The organism is Mesorhizobium sp. P2_D5, assembly GCF_056404355.1.
Genome location: NZ_JBFUEE010000002.1, coordinates 1,094,472 through 1,107,717 on the forward strand (window position 1 = coordinate 1,094,472; position 13,246 = coordinate 1,107,717).

The window sequence follows — 13,246 nt, forward strand, 5'->3', positions numbered from 1 at the left end:
CGTTGCACGCGTCGTCGGCCCATGCGGGCGGAATGAAGCGCTGTCTCACCAAGGACGGGCGAGGGGACGGATCCCCGACAGCAGCCCTACTGTTTTTCGCTCAGGAAGAAATTGCCATCGGCATGACCGTTGGCGCCGCATGACGGCGGTTCCGAAATGCCGTCCTTGCCGGTGCCGCTCTGCTCGACGACGAGCGCATCGCCATCGCGGCGGAAGATGAAAACAAAGCCGGTCGGCCTGTCGTTGTCGTCGGTATCGACAAGCCGCAAGTCCTTGCGGGCCTTGACCGTGCCGCCGATTTCGCACGAACCACTGCCGGAGACAGGATTGGCGACCTCTTCCGACACGTCGAGCTTGCCAGCGCCAGCCGCCTTGATCTCGACCGTGCCGCGAACGCTGCTCCATGTGCCGATGAAACCGGTATCCTTGGGCTTGCGGATACCGGCGAGGAAGGCACGCGGTCGCGCAGGAATTCGCCGAGATCGAAATTCTGCCGATCCTTGGGTGTGTTCTCGTTGAAGCCGGCGATCTGGTCGCGATACGCAATGAAATCGCTTTGGTCGTCCCGCAAGGCCTTGCCGGCGTGAGGATCGAGCGTCTTGAGCACCGCCGCGTAGGTTTTCGCCACGTCTGCATCGGCCTGCGCCAGGGCAGGGTCGGCGCAGATGGCCTTTTCCGCCGCGCTGGCGGCCTTGGCGCAGTCGAAGGATGGCCTTGCTCGCGCCATGGCGCTCCCGCTCGACGCCAGCAGAGCGACCAGAACCACACCGATTTCAGCCCATCGCCTGGAATCAAGGTTGGCCCCGTTCAGGTGTCGGATCATGGGCAGTCGATCTTTTCTCTGGGGCTGCGAACCGGCGGTGGCCTGAATTCTGGCGGCAATGATGCCGACAGGCAAGCGCATCACGGCTCCTGCCAATTGCGGCCAATGCGGCCTTGCCGATTGTTGCGTTGCGGTGAATTGGGCTTTCGGCTATTGAGGCCGGACTTGAAACGGAGCCTGCCCCAGCCCGATGAGCCTTGTCGATACGGTCAAGAACGCGTTCGTACCGATCCATCGCGAAGGCTATCCCTTTATCGCGGCCTTCGGCGCGGCGACGCTTTTCCTCGGCTATTTCTCGTCGATCCTGTTCTGGGTCGGCCTTATCCTGACCGCCTGGTGCGTCTATTTCTTCCGCGATCCCGAGCGCGTCACGCCGGTCGACGACCGCTTGGTGGTGAGCCCCGCCGACGGCATCATTTCGGCGATCGGACCAGCGGTGCCGCCACGCGAACTTGGCCTCGGCAATGTCGAGATGACCCGCATCTCGGTGTTCATGAACGTGTTTTCCTGCCATGTGAACCGCGCCCCGGTGCGTGGCCGCATTGCCAAGATCGAGCACCGGCCGGGCAAATTCCTCAATGCCGAACTCGACAAGGCGAGCACCGAGAATGAGCGCAACGGCCTGGTCATCGACAGCCCCAACGGCACGGTCGCGGCTGTCCAGATCGCCGGCCTGGTGGCGCGCCGTATCGTCTGCTGGGCCGAGGCCGGCGGCTCGATTGCCATCGGCGAGCGTTTCGGCCTGATCCGCTTCGGCTCCCGTGTCGACGTGTTCCTGCCGCTCACCGCCACGCCGCGTGTTGCCGTCGGCCAGACGGCCGTCGGCGGCGAAACCGTGCTGGCCGAATTCGGCGGTGTCGCCGGCACTCCCCTCGTGCGGATTTCCTGACCGGTGGGCACGCAATACAAAAAGTTCGAAGCCCATGCCAGCGGCGGCCCGCGCATCCGCGAAATCCCGATGCGCATGGTGCTGCCCAACCTCGTCACCGTGCTGGCCATCTGTGCCGGCCTGTCCGGCATCCGTTTCGGCTTTGAGGGCCGTTTTGAGCCGGCAGTGGTGATGGTGCTGCTCGCGGCGTTCCTCGACGGCATTGACGGGCGGCTGGCGCGGATGCTGAAGGCGACCTCCAAGTTCGGTGCGCAGATGGATTCGCTGGCCGACATCGTCAACTTCGGTGTTGCGCCCGCTCTCGTGCTCTATGCCTTCCTGCTCGACCGCGCCGGATCGCCGGGCTGGATCGCAGCACTTCTGTTCGCCATCGCCTGCGGGCTCAGGCTTGCCCGCTTCAACGTGCTCGACGACGAGAAGGCCGAGCGCCCCGTGTGGCAGTCCGAATATTTCGTCGGCGTGCCGGCGCCGGCGGGCGCCGTGCTGGTGATGCTGCCGCTCTACCTGTATTTCCTGCGCACAGGTCTGGAGCCCAGCCGCCCGGCTGCCTTCGTCGCCACCGGCTTCACCATCCTGGTTGCCTTCCTGCTGGTCAGCCGGCTGCCGGTCTATTCCGGCAAGAGCCTGAGAGTGCCAGGCGACAAGGTGCTGCCGATCATCCTTGGCGTCGTGCTCTACGTGCTGCTGCTGATGACCTACCCCTGGTACACGCTGACCGCTTCGGTCGCGGGCTATCTGCTCTTCCTGCCGTTCAGCGTGCGCGCCTATTCAAAGCGGGCCAAGCAGGAGGGCGAGAAAGTGCCGCCTTCGGACATCGGGTAGGGTTTCTGGAAGCCCGCTCCGCATTCGTCATCCTGCGCTCCGCTTCGCGTCGGCTTCAGGCCGCCACACCGAGCCCCAACCTGTCGATCGCCAGCTTTCTGGTCGACACATAGTCGGTCTTGCCGGAACCCAGCACCGGGATTTCCTCGACCTTGATGATGTCGTTCGGCACCATCAGTTCGGCGGCGCCTGCCTGCTTGCCGAATTTGCGCAACTCGTCGGGATTGGCATCGTCGGCGGTGGTGACCAGCACGATGCGCTCGCCACGCCTCTTGTCCGGCACCGCCACCGCAGCATGGCGTTCTTCCGGCCACAGCGACTGCACCAGCATCTCGACAGCGCCCAGCGACACCATCTCGCCGGCGATCTTGGCGAAGCGCTTGGCGCGGCCGCGAATGGTGATGAAGCCTTCGCGGTCGACGGCGACGATGTCGCCGGTGTCGTGCCAGCCGGTCAGCGGCTGCAACTCACCGGGGCGATCGGCAGTCATGTAGCCCATCATCAGGTTCGGTCCGTCGAGCCACAACTGGCCGGCGTCGGATATGCCTTCGACCGGCTCCAGCTTCATGCGCATCGCCGGCAGCAGTCGGCCGACCGTGCCGTCGCGGCCATGGATCGCGGTGTTGACGGCAACCACGGGTGCGGCTTCCGTCAGCCCAAAACCTTCGATGATCTCGGCCTGGAAGCGTTCGCGATAGACGCGGCGGGTTTCCGGCTTCACAGCCTCGGCGCCAGCGACGACGAAGCGCAGGCTGGAAAAATCGCCGTCCTTGGCGGTGCGCGCATAGTTGGCGAGGAACGTGTCGGTGCCGAACATGATGGTCGGTTTCACCTTGCGCGCGATCTCGGGGATGATCTTGTAGTGCAGCGGTGAGGGGTAGAGGAACAGCTTTACCCCGGTGACCAGCGGCAGGATGGTGCCGCCCGTCAGGCCGAAGGAATGGAACACCGGCAGCACGTTGAGCAGGATGTCGGCGGGCGAGATGGTGATGCGCGCCTCGGCCTGCATGGCGTTGGCAAGCAGGTTCTTGTGCGACAGCACCACTGCCTTGGGTGTGCCTTCCGAACCCGAGGTGAACAGGATCACCGCAGGCTTGGCCGCATCCTGCCGCTGCAGCGGCCAGCGCCACAGCAAGGCCCCAGCAAGCTTGTCAAGCGCGGTGACGTCTCCCCGCACATCCTCCAGCCAAAGCAGCTTGGCGCCGCCGTTCTCGACCGCCGCGACGATATCGGCGAGGTCGGCCTTCTCGACGAAGGCACGGGAGGAGACAACCGTTCGGATCACCGCCGTGCGCACCGCCGCGGTCACGCTGGCCGGGCCGGCGGTGTAGTTGATCATTGCCGCCACCCGGCCGCCAGACAGCAGGCCGACAAACGACAGCACCACGCCATTGGCGTTGGGCAGCAGCAGGCCGACCGCTTCGCCCGGCGCCGTCACCGCCTCGAACCGGCGGCCCAGGACACGGGCGCCGATGAACATCTTGCGGTAGCTCAGCGCGCCGGAGATGACGTCCTCGATGATCGGGTGCGAGGCGCCGACACGGGCAGCAGCGTCGCGCATGGCCAGGAACAGGCCACGATCGAGGTCGGCGCCGAAAAGCCGGGCCTCGGCGACACGGTCGAACAGCGCGTTGGTGTTGGAGGCCTGGTCCGGGTTGCGCGCTGCCAGTTCGGCGATGGTCATCGGTTCCAGCACGTTGATCGACAGTTGCGGAAACCAGTGCCGCGGCGCCTTGTCCGCCGGCGTCAGCGAGACCGGCAGGCTGCGCGCGCCGGCGACGAAGATCGGCACGATCTTGGCGTCGGCCTGCATGGCGATGCGGGTGACGGCGCGAAACAGGCGAAACGTCTTGACGTTGGGCTCGACCGCGTCCGGCAGATAGACGGCGAGCCGCCCCTTGCCCTTCAGCACGCGCACCAGCCTGCGGCTGACGAAGAGATGTTCGGCGTTGAAGGCGATGGTGCGGCCAAGCTCGCGCCACGGTTCGAGCCATGGCGACCGCGCCGAGACCTCGTCGAGTATATGCAGCGTGTCGTCCGGCAGCAGCGACAGCATCAGCGCCGGCTCGAAACGCGATTGATGCGAGATGACGTAGATGACAGGGGCCTGCGCCTTGCGGGTGATCCTGACGCGGTTGTCGCTGATCCGGTAGGCAAGCTTGAACGGCACATAAAGCAGTGCCTGGGTGAAACGCAGGCCGAGGCGGAATTTCTCCACCACGCCGATCAGCAGCCAGGCCAGGACAAGACCCGCAAGCAGCGCCAGTGTCAGGATCATGCCGCTTCTCTCCCAACGATTCTAGCTTCGCGGCTCTTTGCGACCGCTTCGGGGCAGAGCGTAGCGGAATGGAGGGCAACGTCAATGTGGAGGCGCGGCGCTCGCTTCCTTCCCCCTTTTGGGAGAGAAGGGAGGGCCGCAGCTCACGCCGCCTTCAACCGCCCGCTGATGAAACGGAACTCCTGCGTCTTGCCGCCATAGCCATAGGCGGCTGCCGGCACTTCATGCACGAAGGCATAGCTTTCCTCATGCACACCGCCCAAAAGGCGGCCGAAGGCGTCGAAAATCGCCTTCAGATAGGCCTCCAGCTCGAGCTTGGTGTTGGTGCCGTCGACCACCTTGATATCGAGCCAGAACGTGTTGGTGCCATGCTCGGCCAGTGACTTGCCGCCGGCGAACCAGTGCTGCGGATCGATATAGGAAACGGCAACCGCGGTGATCGTCGGATCCTTGCGCAACTGCGCGGCCGTGATCTCGGTGATTTCTCCGGCGATCCGGGCGGACAGCGCGGCATCAGGCTTGCCGGTGACGCTGACGTTGATGATGGGCATTTTTCTTCTCCTGGTTTGAGCGGCGTCGGATCGCCGTTGGAAGGACCATGCCACTGTCATCGAATCAAAAAAATCGAATTGTTTTCAATTGAAGGTTCGATATTATCGAACTATGGAAACGCTCGATCCCGACCTGCTCAGGACTTTTATCGCTTTCGTCGACAGCGGCTCGCTGGCGCAGGCGGCGTTGAGCGTCGGCCGTTCACCCTCGGCGGTCACCGCGCAGATGCAGCGGCTCGAGGAAATCGTCGGCGAGGCGCTTCTGGCGCCGCAGGGCCGGGGCCGAGGCCTGACGCCGGCCGGCGAGGATCTCGTCGGCCATGCAAGGCGCATCCTTGCCGCTCACCGCGAGGCGTGGCTGGCGTTGAAGGGCGCGCGTGCTGCCGGGCGCGTTGCCGTCGGGACGACGCAGGATTTTGCCGACAGCGGTCTGCCCGACCTGCTGCGCGCCTTCGCCGTCAGCCATCCGCGCGTCAGGATCGAATTGCGTGTCGGCCGCTCCGCCGAACTGGCGCAAGCGATGCAGTCCGGCGGGCTCGACCTGGCAATCGTCATGCGCCAGGTGGCAACGCCGGACGAAGTCGGCGTGCTGCGCGAACCGATGATATGGCTGTGTTCGCAAAAGGGGCTGGCCTCGCGCCAGGAAGAATTGCCGCTGGCGTTGCTCGATCCGTATTGCGGCTTTCGCGAAGCAGCACTTGCCGCACTCGATGCGGCCGGCCGCCGCTATCGCATCGCCGCCGGCAGCGCCAGCTTGGCCGGCCTGCGCACGGCGGTGAATGCGGGTGTTGCGCTGACGCTGCGCACCGCGCGCTTTGCCCATTCCGGCATTGTCGAAGCGCCGCGCGAACTTGGTCTGCCGCAGGTTCCGATAGCTGAATTTGCCGTTCGGCTGCGCGCCGGTGCCGATGGTCCGGCAGCTGATCTGGCGGCACTGCTCAGTGGCAATTTGGCTGTGCCCGGCCTCCTTGGCTGATCAACAAGATCCGATCTCTCTGCGGATCAAACGCCCAAGAAAAAGCCGACCTTGCGGTCGGCTTGGGAGTAGGACGGGCCGAGGGGTTTGGGGGGACTTGGGGGTGGCCCGTCACACCAACAATGCATGAGCCGGACGATGGTTCCGTGACTGTGTAACTTTTTTACGAAATATTTGACGCCAGCCGTTGCGAGCGGGCCATCAGCCAATCCCGCCCCGCATGGGCAAACACCGCGCACAACACAATGGCGCCGCCGATCATGCTGGCGGCTGGTGCGATCTCGCCCAGGAACAGGAAGGCAAACAGGATCGCGAACGGCACTTCGGCCGAGCCGAGCAGCCCGGATTCGGCCGCCGGAATGAGCCGCGCCCCTTCCGTCCACAGGATCGAGGACAGTGCAAAGCATGAGCCGAAGGTGGCAAGCAGCACCGCGTCGCGTGGCGCGACCGCCAGCGGATCGCTGACGAACCAGCCGAGCACGAACAAGAGGAAGGCCGAAACCGCGCCGGCCCACACTACCGGCGTCTCCCGGAAGGCGCGCACCATGATCATGTAGAGCGCGCTGCCGATGGTCATCAGCAGCGCCAACCCGTCCCCGAACAGATGACCGGTGCCGAACCCGGACCAGACCATGATCGCCACGCCGCACAGCGAGACAGCAGCGGCGACCATCGTCTGCAATCGGAACGGCTCGCGCGTCAGAACCCAGGCCAGCAGCGCTGTGACGAAAGGCGCGGTGGCATAGATGATCGCGACATTGGCGACGAAGGTGAACTTGAAGGCCGAGATGAAGGCGATGCTGGCCAGCGCCCCTTCCACCGCTAGCAGCCAGCCGCGCCAGCCAAGGCGCAACGTTTCGCGGTTGCCGGAGCGATGGCGGCGCCACAGCACATAGAGGCTGATCAGGATCGAGCCGACAAAGCCGCGCCAACAGGTGATGGTCAGCGGATCGGCGTGGATCGACTTGGTCAGCACCCCGGTCAGGCCGAACACCGCCGCCGATGACGACACCAGCAGGATACCCAGCGTGCGCTCAGTGGTGCTGTCCGTCGGGGCTGCGATGTCACTCATGCCGCCAGCCTACGCCGTTGCGTTCTGACATCGTAGCGTCAGCAGTGACGGCGATCCACATCATAGCCGCTTGCGGAAATGCTCGGTGCCGACAATCAGCAGCCCGGCGGCGATGATAAGGGCGGCGCCGAAGAACACTTCACGGCGCGGCACGTCGCCCCAGATCGCAAAGCCGAGCGCGAACGCCCACAACAGCGAGGTGTATTCGAGGGGTGCGAGGATCGAAGCCGGCGTTCGCTTCATGCCTTCGAACAGAAGATATTGCGCAAATCCACCGAGCGCGCCGACGCTGGCAAGAAGCAGCAACTGGGCCCAGTCCGGCGTTTGCCACCAGAGCAGCGCCGGTCCCGCCGAAAAGAGCAGGAAGTAGAAGTTGTTGAGGAGAAGCTGGATCATCGAACGCTCGGCAAGCGCGGTCTTGCGCAGGAGCACGATGGCTATGCCCCACAAAAAGGCCGCCGCCAGCACCAGCAGCACCGGCACGGACAGGCCGAGATGGGTCGGGTCGCAAGCGACGAAGACGCCGGCAAAGCCGATCAGCACCGCAAGCCAGCGCAGCATCGGCACCTTTTCGCCCAGCATCACCACCGAAAGCACGGTGACGATGATCGGTGCCGCGTAGTAGACGGTGGTCAGTTCTGCAAGCTGAAGGCTGCGCGCGGCATTGTAGTAACAAAGCCAGGCGGCGAGTGTGAAGGCGCTGCGCACCAGCATCGGCCGCACGATTGGCGAGCGCACCGTGTCCGCAAACAGCCGTTGGCCGCCGATCGCCGCGCAGGCGCCCAGAATGGTGATGCTGCGGAAGAACATGATCTGCCAGACCGTCATGCCGGTGACCAGCAGCTTGATCGAGGCATCCTGTGTCGAAAACAGGAAATAGGCCGCACCGGTCAGCAGGATTCCGGCGAGAACCCTTTCGCGTGTTTCGAGAATGGCGACATCGGCCATAAGGCGCGGGACCAGTGTTGCAGGAGGCGACAAAATGCTGTGAGGAGCGACGCGAGAGGAACTCTCCCGTACCAAAAGCTATACGGGCGAAAGTCGGCGCAGCGCTACGCCAGCCCTAAGCTTGCGTTGGGGCAGGGGATGGCGACCTTGCTTCCAGAAAGCAATCGGCACTTTATATCTGACAAAGCCACGCCGCTGGCCGGCCAGGGAGAGCGAAGGAACGGAAATGGATGCGACCGAACTGAAGGCCAAGCAGGCGCCACTGAAGCAGGCCTATCGCGACGACGCTGCGCAGGCGCTGATCACGCTTCGCGCCAAAGGGTCGATCGACGACCAGTCGGTTGCCTGCAAGGTGGAGACGGGCAGGGCGATCGCGATCGCCGGATTGCATCCGGCAACCGGTGGCTCGGGGCTCGAGCTCTGCTCGGGCGACATGCTGCTGGAGGCGCTGGTGGCCTGCGCCGGGGTGACGTTGAAGGCGGTGGCGACGGCGCTGGAGTTCAAGCTGGGCGCTGCCACGGTGGAAGCCGAAGGCGACCTCGATTTTCGCGGCACGCTCGGTGTCGCCAAGGATGCGCCGGTCGGCTTTCGCGCCATCCGGCTCAATTTCGATCTCGATACCGACGAGCCGCAGGAGCGGGTAGACTCCCTGCTGAAGCTGACCGAGCGGTATTGCGTGGTGTTCCAGACCATCAACCAGAAGCCGCAGCTGACGGTGAGCGCACGGCGCTGAAACGCCGTGCGCCGGATGCTTACTGCGCTGCCGGCTCTTCGGCGTCGCCCTCGTCGGTGAAGGGCGAGGCGCTCGGCACGCATTGCACCGACCAGCCGGTCGGTGTCGGCTGCTTCTGATATTCGGTGATGGCGGCGGTGCACTGTTCGCGCTTGTCGAATGTGCTGGGCAGCACGACCATGCCGCCCTGCGGGCCGGCGATTACCAGATACCAGACCAACGCTGCGGTCGTTGCCATGGGGATGTCCTTGTTCTGCCCAATTGGGGCGCTTGTTGCGGGAGTCGCTGCGATCCTATCAACTCCGCCGAAATGACGAAAGCATGACCGCCGCGCAGCCTTCCGCCATGACATCACAGCCGCGTGATGCGATGGCGGATCTGGGCCCAGATCTAAACCCAAGCGGGCTTAGTTGGTGGCAAAACAATAGAACAGGCCGTCACCGCCGGTGCCCTTCAGCGCCTCCTGGCTGCAGCCGCCACGCGAGGCATGCGAGGAGTTCCAGGATTTGGCGGCCGCCGAATCGTCGAGGCCGGTTCGGTCGTGATGGCCCATCATCGCTGCACCTTCTGCCCCGCTCACCGTCCAGTCGCCGCAGGTCTGGTCGGCGATCTTCGTGCCATCGGGTTTGGAGCCGGTCAGCATGTCGTGGCGGTTTGGCTTGTCGCCACGGCCGTTGACCACTTCGCCCTTCTCGTTCAGCGCCGTCTGCTTGGTGATGCCATTGGCGTCGCCGTGCAATGAGGCGACATCGTCGGCGATCTTCACACCCTTGGCGTTCACCCACGGCCCCTTGCCGATGCGGTCGCGCGCGTCGGTATCGCTGGTCGACAGATAGGCGGCCCAGCTCTTGCCGGTGACGCCGGCGGCTTCCGCCAGCGAGGCGCAATGCGCGTCCGCACCTTTGAGGCCGCCGAGGTCGGCACCCTTGCCGGAGCCAACGCTGGTGACGAAGAAGCTCATCTTTGCGTCTTGCGAATAGGCGGCGCCCGCGGCCACGATCAGGGCGGCGGTGGCGAGAAGCAGTCTGCGCATGGTGGTCCTCCGTTCAGGTTTCGAATGTCTGACATTCGAAGAACGTCGGCGGTGCCGAGAATCTTCCGGCAAAAAGCAGCTATTCCGGCTGGCGATAGGCGACAAAGCGGTTGTGCTTGGCCTGGAAGATCAGTCCGGTCTCCTTCAGGTCCGGGCTCGCCAGCGGCACGATAAGCTTGGCGACCTCCGAAGGGTGAGGCAGTGTTGCCGGATCCTCGCCGGGCACAGCCTGGGCGCGCATCGCAGTGCGGGTAGGGCCTGGGTCGGCCGCGTTGACCCTGAGCGGCAGGCTTTGCGTCTCGTGCGCCCAGGAGCGCATCATCGTCTCGACCGCCGCTTTGGAGGCCGCGTAGGGCGCCCAGAAGGCGCGCGCCGAGTGGGCCGAATTCGCGGATAGCAAAATGGCGCGGCCGGCGTCGGAGAGTCGCAGCAGCGGGTCGACCGAGCGGATCAGCCGCCATGTCGAGGTGACGTTGATGGTCATCACCTTCTCGAACGTTTTCGCCTCGACATGGCCGATCGGCGAGATGACGCCGAGCACGCCGGCATTGGCGACGAGAATGTCGAGCTTGCCCCAGCGTTCGTGGATAGCGCCGCCCAAACGGTCGATGCCGGCCATGTCGGCGAGGTCGAGCGGCACCAGCGTTGCCTGGCCGCCGGCTGCCTTGATCTGGTCGTCGAGCTCTTCCAGTCCGCCGACGGTACGCGCTACCGCGATGACATGCGCGCCGGCTGCAGCCAATTCCTTGGCGATGAAATAGCCGATGCCGCGCGAGGCGCCGGTGACGACCGCAACGCGGCCGGTAAGGTCGAGGGTCATGCTATGGATTCCGGGAATATGACTAACGCGGATGACGGTGCGGCAATCCTACGACCCGCTCGTCGCCAGCAGCGACAGCGTGCGCACATTGTCGTGGCCTTCGAAGTCGAGCAGGCGGGTCGGGTACTGGCCGGTGAAGCAGGCATCGCAGAATTGCGGCTGGTCGTTGTCGCGGCTGGCCTCGCCGACGGCGCGATAGAGGCCATCGATGGTGAGGAAGCCGAGCGAATCGACCCGGATGAACTCGGCCATTTCTTCCACCGACATCCGCGATGCCAAAAGCTTCGATTTTTCCGGCGTGTCGACGCCATAGAAGCAGGAGGCGCGCGTCGGCGGCGAGGCGATGCGCATATGCACTTCCCTGGCGCCGGCATCGCGCACCATCTGCACGATCTTCTGGCTGGTGGTGCCGCGCACGATGCTGTCGTCGACCAGCACCACGCGCTTGCCCTCGATCATGCGGCGGTTGGCGTTGTGCTTAAGCTTGACGCCCATGTGGCGGATCGAATCGCCCGGCTGGATGAAGGTCCGGCCGACATAGTGGTTGCGGATGATGCCGAGTTCGAAGGGAATACCGGCGGCTTGCGAAAAGCCGATCGCCGCCGGCGTGCCCGAATCCGGCACCGGCACGACGATGTCGGCCTCGACCGGGCTCTCCTGCGCCAGTTCGGCGCCGATGCGCTTGCGCACCTCATAGACGTTGCGGCCCTCGACTGAGGAATCCGGCCGGGCGAAGTAGACATATTCGAAGATGCAGAAGCGGGTCTTCTGCGGCTCGAACGGGAACAGGCTTTCAATGCCCTTGGACGTGACGACGACCATCTCGCCGGGCTTGAGATCGCGCACGAAACGCGCGCCGATGATGTCGAGCGCGCAGGTTTCCGACGCCAGGATCCAGGCGCCGTCGAGATCGCCGAGCACCAGCGGCCGAATGCCGAGCGGATCGCGGCAGCCGATCATCTTCTTGGATGTCATCGCCACCAGCGAAAAGGCTCCCTCGACCTGGCGCACAGCATCGATGAAACGCGAGTTCAAATCGCGCTCCTTGCTGGTGGCGACGAGGTGCAACAGCGTCTCGGTGTCGGAGGTGGAGGAGAAGATCGCGCCCTGCTTCTGCAGCGCCCGCTGCACGGTCATGGCGTTGGTCAAATTGCCGTTGTGGGCGACGGCAAAGCCGCCATCGGCCAGCTCGGCGAAGAAGGGCTGGATGTTGCGCATGCCGGCGCCGCCTGTCGTGGCGTAGCGCGTATGGCCGATGGCGCGGTTGCCTTGCAGGCTGTCTATGACGCGCTGCTTGGTGAAGGTATCGCCGATCAGGCCGACATGGCGTTCAACATGGAACTGGGTGCCGTCATAGGAAACGATGCCGGCCGCTTCCTGGCCGCGATGCTGCAGCGCATGCAGGCCAAGTGTGACGATAGCTGCCGCATCCTGCCGGCCGAAAATGCCGAACACGCCGCATTCGTCGTGGAAATGGTCGTCGGCCTCGGCGGAAAGCACGTCGTCTGCGTCTGCCATCTTAAGCTCCGCTAAAATCGCCATATAGTGCGGGTTCGCGTCGAAAGCAACGCGCCCGTGCAGCCGTTCACACCATCGTCAGTTTCCGGCGCCCGTTCCGGGCGTCAGTTTGCCGGTGCCGCCGGCGCCGGATTGGCCGGAGCGTTCTCCGCGGGCGGTGTTGCGGCGTCATCGTCGGGAGCTGGCGTGTTGGCATCCTCGCCACCTGCCGGGGCATCCGCCGCCGGTGCGTCCGGAGCAGCGGGCGTCTCAGCAGCCGGCTGATTCGGATTGAGCTTCTTGAGGATGGCGTTTTCCGGATCCTCGGGCAGCAGGCTTTCGAGCTTGGCGCCGATCTGCTCCAGCAACGGCCGCGACTTGGCATCCGTGACCCAGGCCGGTGCCTTGGCGCCAGCCAGCCAGTTGAAGAACAGGAGCGCGACGGCAACGACCAGAATGCCGCGCGCCGCGCCGTAGAGAAAGCCGAGCGTGCGGTCGAGAGCGCCGATCCTTGAATCGATGATCCAGTCGGCGAGCTTCATTGTGATGACCGAGACGACGATCAGCGCGATGACGAAGACGATGCCTGCGGCGGCCGCCATGGCGATCTTTTCGTTGTCGATGTAAGGCTTGAGGTAAGGAAGGACGGGCTTGTAGAAAAAGAACGCCGCCGCTGCTGCCGCTGCCCAGGAGACGACGGACAGGATTTCGCGCGAGAAGCCGCGAACCATGGCGAGCATCGCCGAGACCAGGGTGAAGCCGACGAGAATTCCGTCAAGCAGCGTAATCGGCATGTCTTTCGCC

14 protein-coding genes and 1 pseudogene are annotated in these 13,246 nt (G+C 64.6%); 4 read left to right on the forward strand and 11 right to left on the reverse strand.

Annotated elements, in window-relative coordinates; genetic code table 11:
* Positions 1-86 precede the first annotated feature (86 nt).
* A complete protein-coding gene (locus tag AC1DYW_RS11960) occupies positions 87-347 on the reverse strand; it encodes a hypothetical protein (protein ID WP_477226446.1) in 261 nt (86 codons plus the stop codon).
* Between the two features lie 182 nt (positions 348-529).
* Positions 530-904, reverse strand: a pseudogene (locus tag AC1DYW_RS11965) (lysozyme inhibitor LprI family protein); the annotation flags it as partial.
* A gap of 109 nt (positions 905-1,013) precedes the next feature.
* Between AC1DYW_RS11965 and AC1DYW_RS11970 the strand changes: the two are divergent.
* Together AC1DYW_RS11970 and AC1DYW_RS11975 are read left to right on the forward strand one after the other, a co-directional pair.
* On the forward strand, positions 1,014-1,712 hold the full coding sequence (locus AC1DYW_RS11970) for a phosphatidylserine decarboxylase (protein ID WP_477226269.1): 699 nt from the start codon (positions 1,014-1,016) through the stop codon (positions 1,710-1,712).
* Between the two features lie 3 nt (positions 1,713-1,715).
* The gene (locus AC1DYW_RS11975; protein ID WP_095086458.1) at positions 1,716-2,534 is read left to right on the forward strand and encodes a CDP-alcohol phosphatidyltransferase family protein; all 819 of its coding nucleotides are present in this window, start codon (positions 1,716-1,718) and stop codon (positions 2,532-2,534) included.
* A 55-nt stretch (positions 2,535-2,589) separates the two neighbouring features.
* On the opposite strand, the gene AC1DYW_RS11980 is transcribed toward AC1DYW_RS11975, so the two are convergent.
* Positions 2,590-4,812, reverse strand: coding sequence for an AMP-binding protein (locus AC1DYW_RS11980; RefSeq protein ID WP_477226270.1), 2,223 nt, complete (start codon positions 4,810-4,812; stop codon positions 2,590-2,592).
* Positions 4,813-4,955: 143 nt separating this feature from the next.
* Positions 4,956-5,363, reverse strand: coding sequence for a tautomerase family protein (locus AC1DYW_RS11985; RefSeq protein WP_477226271.1), 408 nt, complete (start codon positions 5,361-5,363; stop codon positions 4,956-4,958).
* Between the two features lie 112 nt (positions 5,364-5,475).
* Between AC1DYW_RS11985 and AC1DYW_RS11990 the strand changes: the two genes are divergently transcribed.
* Positions 5,476-6,339, forward strand: coding sequence for a LysR substrate-binding domain-containing protein (locus AC1DYW_RS11990; protein WP_477226272.1), 864 nt, complete (start codon positions 5,476-5,478; stop codon positions 6,337-6,339).
* Between the two features lie 163 nt (positions 6,340-6,502).
* Here the strand turns inward: AC1DYW_RS11990 and AC1DYW_RS11995 are convergent, their stop codons facing one another.
* Complete coding sequence (locus tag AC1DYW_RS11995; RefSeq protein WP_477226273.1) at positions 6,503-7,411, reverse strand: DMT family transporter; 909 nt, start codon at positions 7,409-7,411, stop codon at positions 6,503-6,505.
* A 60-nt stretch (positions 7,412-7,471) separates the two neighbouring features.
* A complete protein-coding gene (locus AC1DYW_RS12000; protein WP_095086443.1) occupies positions 7,472-8,359 on the reverse strand; it encodes a DMT family transporter in 888 nt (295 codons plus the stop codon).
* Positions 8,360-8,585: 226 nt separating this feature from the next.
* Between AC1DYW_RS12000 and AC1DYW_RS12005 the strand changes: the two genes are divergently transcribed.
* On the forward strand, positions 8,586-9,092 hold the full coding sequence (locus tag AC1DYW_RS12005) for an OsmC family protein (RefSeq protein WP_477226274.1): 507 nt from the start codon (positions 8,586-8,588) through the stop codon (positions 9,090-9,092).
* A gap of 19 nt (positions 9,093-9,111) precedes the next feature.
* On the opposite strand, the gene AC1DYW_RS12010 is transcribed toward AC1DYW_RS12005, so the two are convergent.
* The 5 genes from AC1DYW_RS12010 to AC1DYW_RS12030 all read right to left on the reverse strand — a co-directional run bounded on the left by AC1DYW_RS12010 (position 9,112) and on the right by AC1DYW_RS12030 (position 13,236).
* Positions 9,112-9,330 carry a hypothetical protein gene (locus AC1DYW_RS12010; RefSeq protein ID WP_027045347.1) on the reverse strand — a complete coding sequence of 73 codons (219 nt, stop codon included), beginning with the start codon at positions 9,328-9,330 and terminating at the stop codon, positions 9,112-9,114.
* Between the two features lie 168 nt (positions 9,331-9,498).
* Positions 9,499-10,125 carry a hypothetical protein gene (locus tag AC1DYW_RS12015; protein ID WP_477226275.1) on the reverse strand — a complete coding sequence of 209 codons (627 nt, stop codon included), beginning with the start codon at positions 10,123-10,125 and terminating at the stop codon, positions 9,499-9,501.
* 79 nt (positions 10,126-10,204) lie between these two features.
* The gene (locus AC1DYW_RS12020; RefSeq protein WP_095086434.1) at positions 10,205-10,945 is read right to left on the reverse strand and encodes an SDR family NAD(P)-dependent oxidoreductase; all 741 of its coding nucleotides are present in this window, start codon (positions 10,943-10,945) and stop codon (positions 10,205-10,207) included.
* Positions 10,946-10,993: 48 nt separating this feature from the next.
* Positions 10,994-12,463 carry an amidophosphoribosyltransferase gene (purF, locus tag AC1DYW_RS12025; protein WP_095086431.1) on the reverse strand — a complete coding sequence of 490 codons (1,470 nt, stop codon included), beginning with the start codon at positions 12,461-12,463 and terminating at the stop codon, positions 10,994-10,996.
* Positions 12,464-12,567: 104 nt separating this feature from the next.
* Complete coding sequence (locus tag AC1DYW_RS12030) at positions 12,568-13,236, reverse strand: CvpA family protein (protein WP_184871164.1); 669 nt, start codon at positions 13,234-13,236, stop codon at positions 12,568-12,570.
* Between the last annotated feature and the right edge of the window lie 10 nt (positions 13,237-13,246).

Excerpts from the sequence above, each read along its gene's own strand:
- AC1DYW_RS11970 (WP_477226269.1), top strand. The coding sequence starts at position 1,014 with ATGAGCCTTGTCGATACGGTCAAGAACGCGTTCGTACCGATCCATCGC.
- AC1DYW_RS11980 (WP_477226270.1), bottom strand. The coding sequence starts at position 4,812 with ATGATCCTGACACTGGCGCTGCTTGCGGGTCTTGTCCTGGCCTGGCTG.
- AC1DYW_RS11985 (WP_477226271.1), bottom strand. The coding sequence starts at position 5,363 with ATGCCCATCATCAACGTCAGCGTCACCGGCAAGCCTGATGCCGCGCTG.
- AC1DYW_RS11990 (WP_477226272.1), top strand. The coding sequence starts at position 5,476 with ATGGAAACGCTCGATCCCGACCTGCTCAGGACTTTTATCGCTTTCGTC.
- AC1DYW_RS11995 (WP_477226273.1), bottom strand. The coding sequence starts at position 7,411 with ATGAGTGACATCGCAGCCCCGACGGACAGCACCACTGAGCGCACGCTG.
- AC1DYW_RS12000 (WP_095086443.1), bottom strand. The coding sequence starts at position 8,359 with ATGGCCGATGTCGCCATTCTCGAAACACGCGAAAGGGTTCTCGCCGGA.
- AC1DYW_RS12005 (WP_477226274.1), top strand. The coding sequence starts at position 8,586 with ATGGATGCGACCGAACTGAAGGCCAAGCAGGCGCCACTGAAGCAGGCC.
- AC1DYW_RS12010 (WP_027045347.1), bottom strand. The coding sequence starts at position 9,330 with ATGGCAACGACCGCAGCGTTGGTCTGGTATCTGGTAATCGCCGGCCCG.
- AC1DYW_RS12015 (WP_477226275.1), bottom strand. The coding sequence starts at position 10,125 with ATGCGCAGACTGCTTCTCGCCACCGCCGCCCTGATCGTGGCCGCGGGC.
- AC1DYW_RS12020 (WP_095086434.1), bottom strand. The coding sequence starts at position 10,945 with ATGACCCTCGACCTTACCGGCCGCGTTGCGGTCGTCACCGGCGCCTCG.
- purF (WP_095086431.1), bottom strand. The coding sequence starts at position 12,463 with ATGGCAGACGCAGACGACGTGCTTTCCGCCGAGGCCGACGACCATTTC.
- AC1DYW_RS12030 (WP_184871164.1), bottom strand. The coding sequence starts at position 13,236 with ATGCCGATTACGCTGCTTGACGGAATTCTCGTCGGCTTCACCCTGGTC.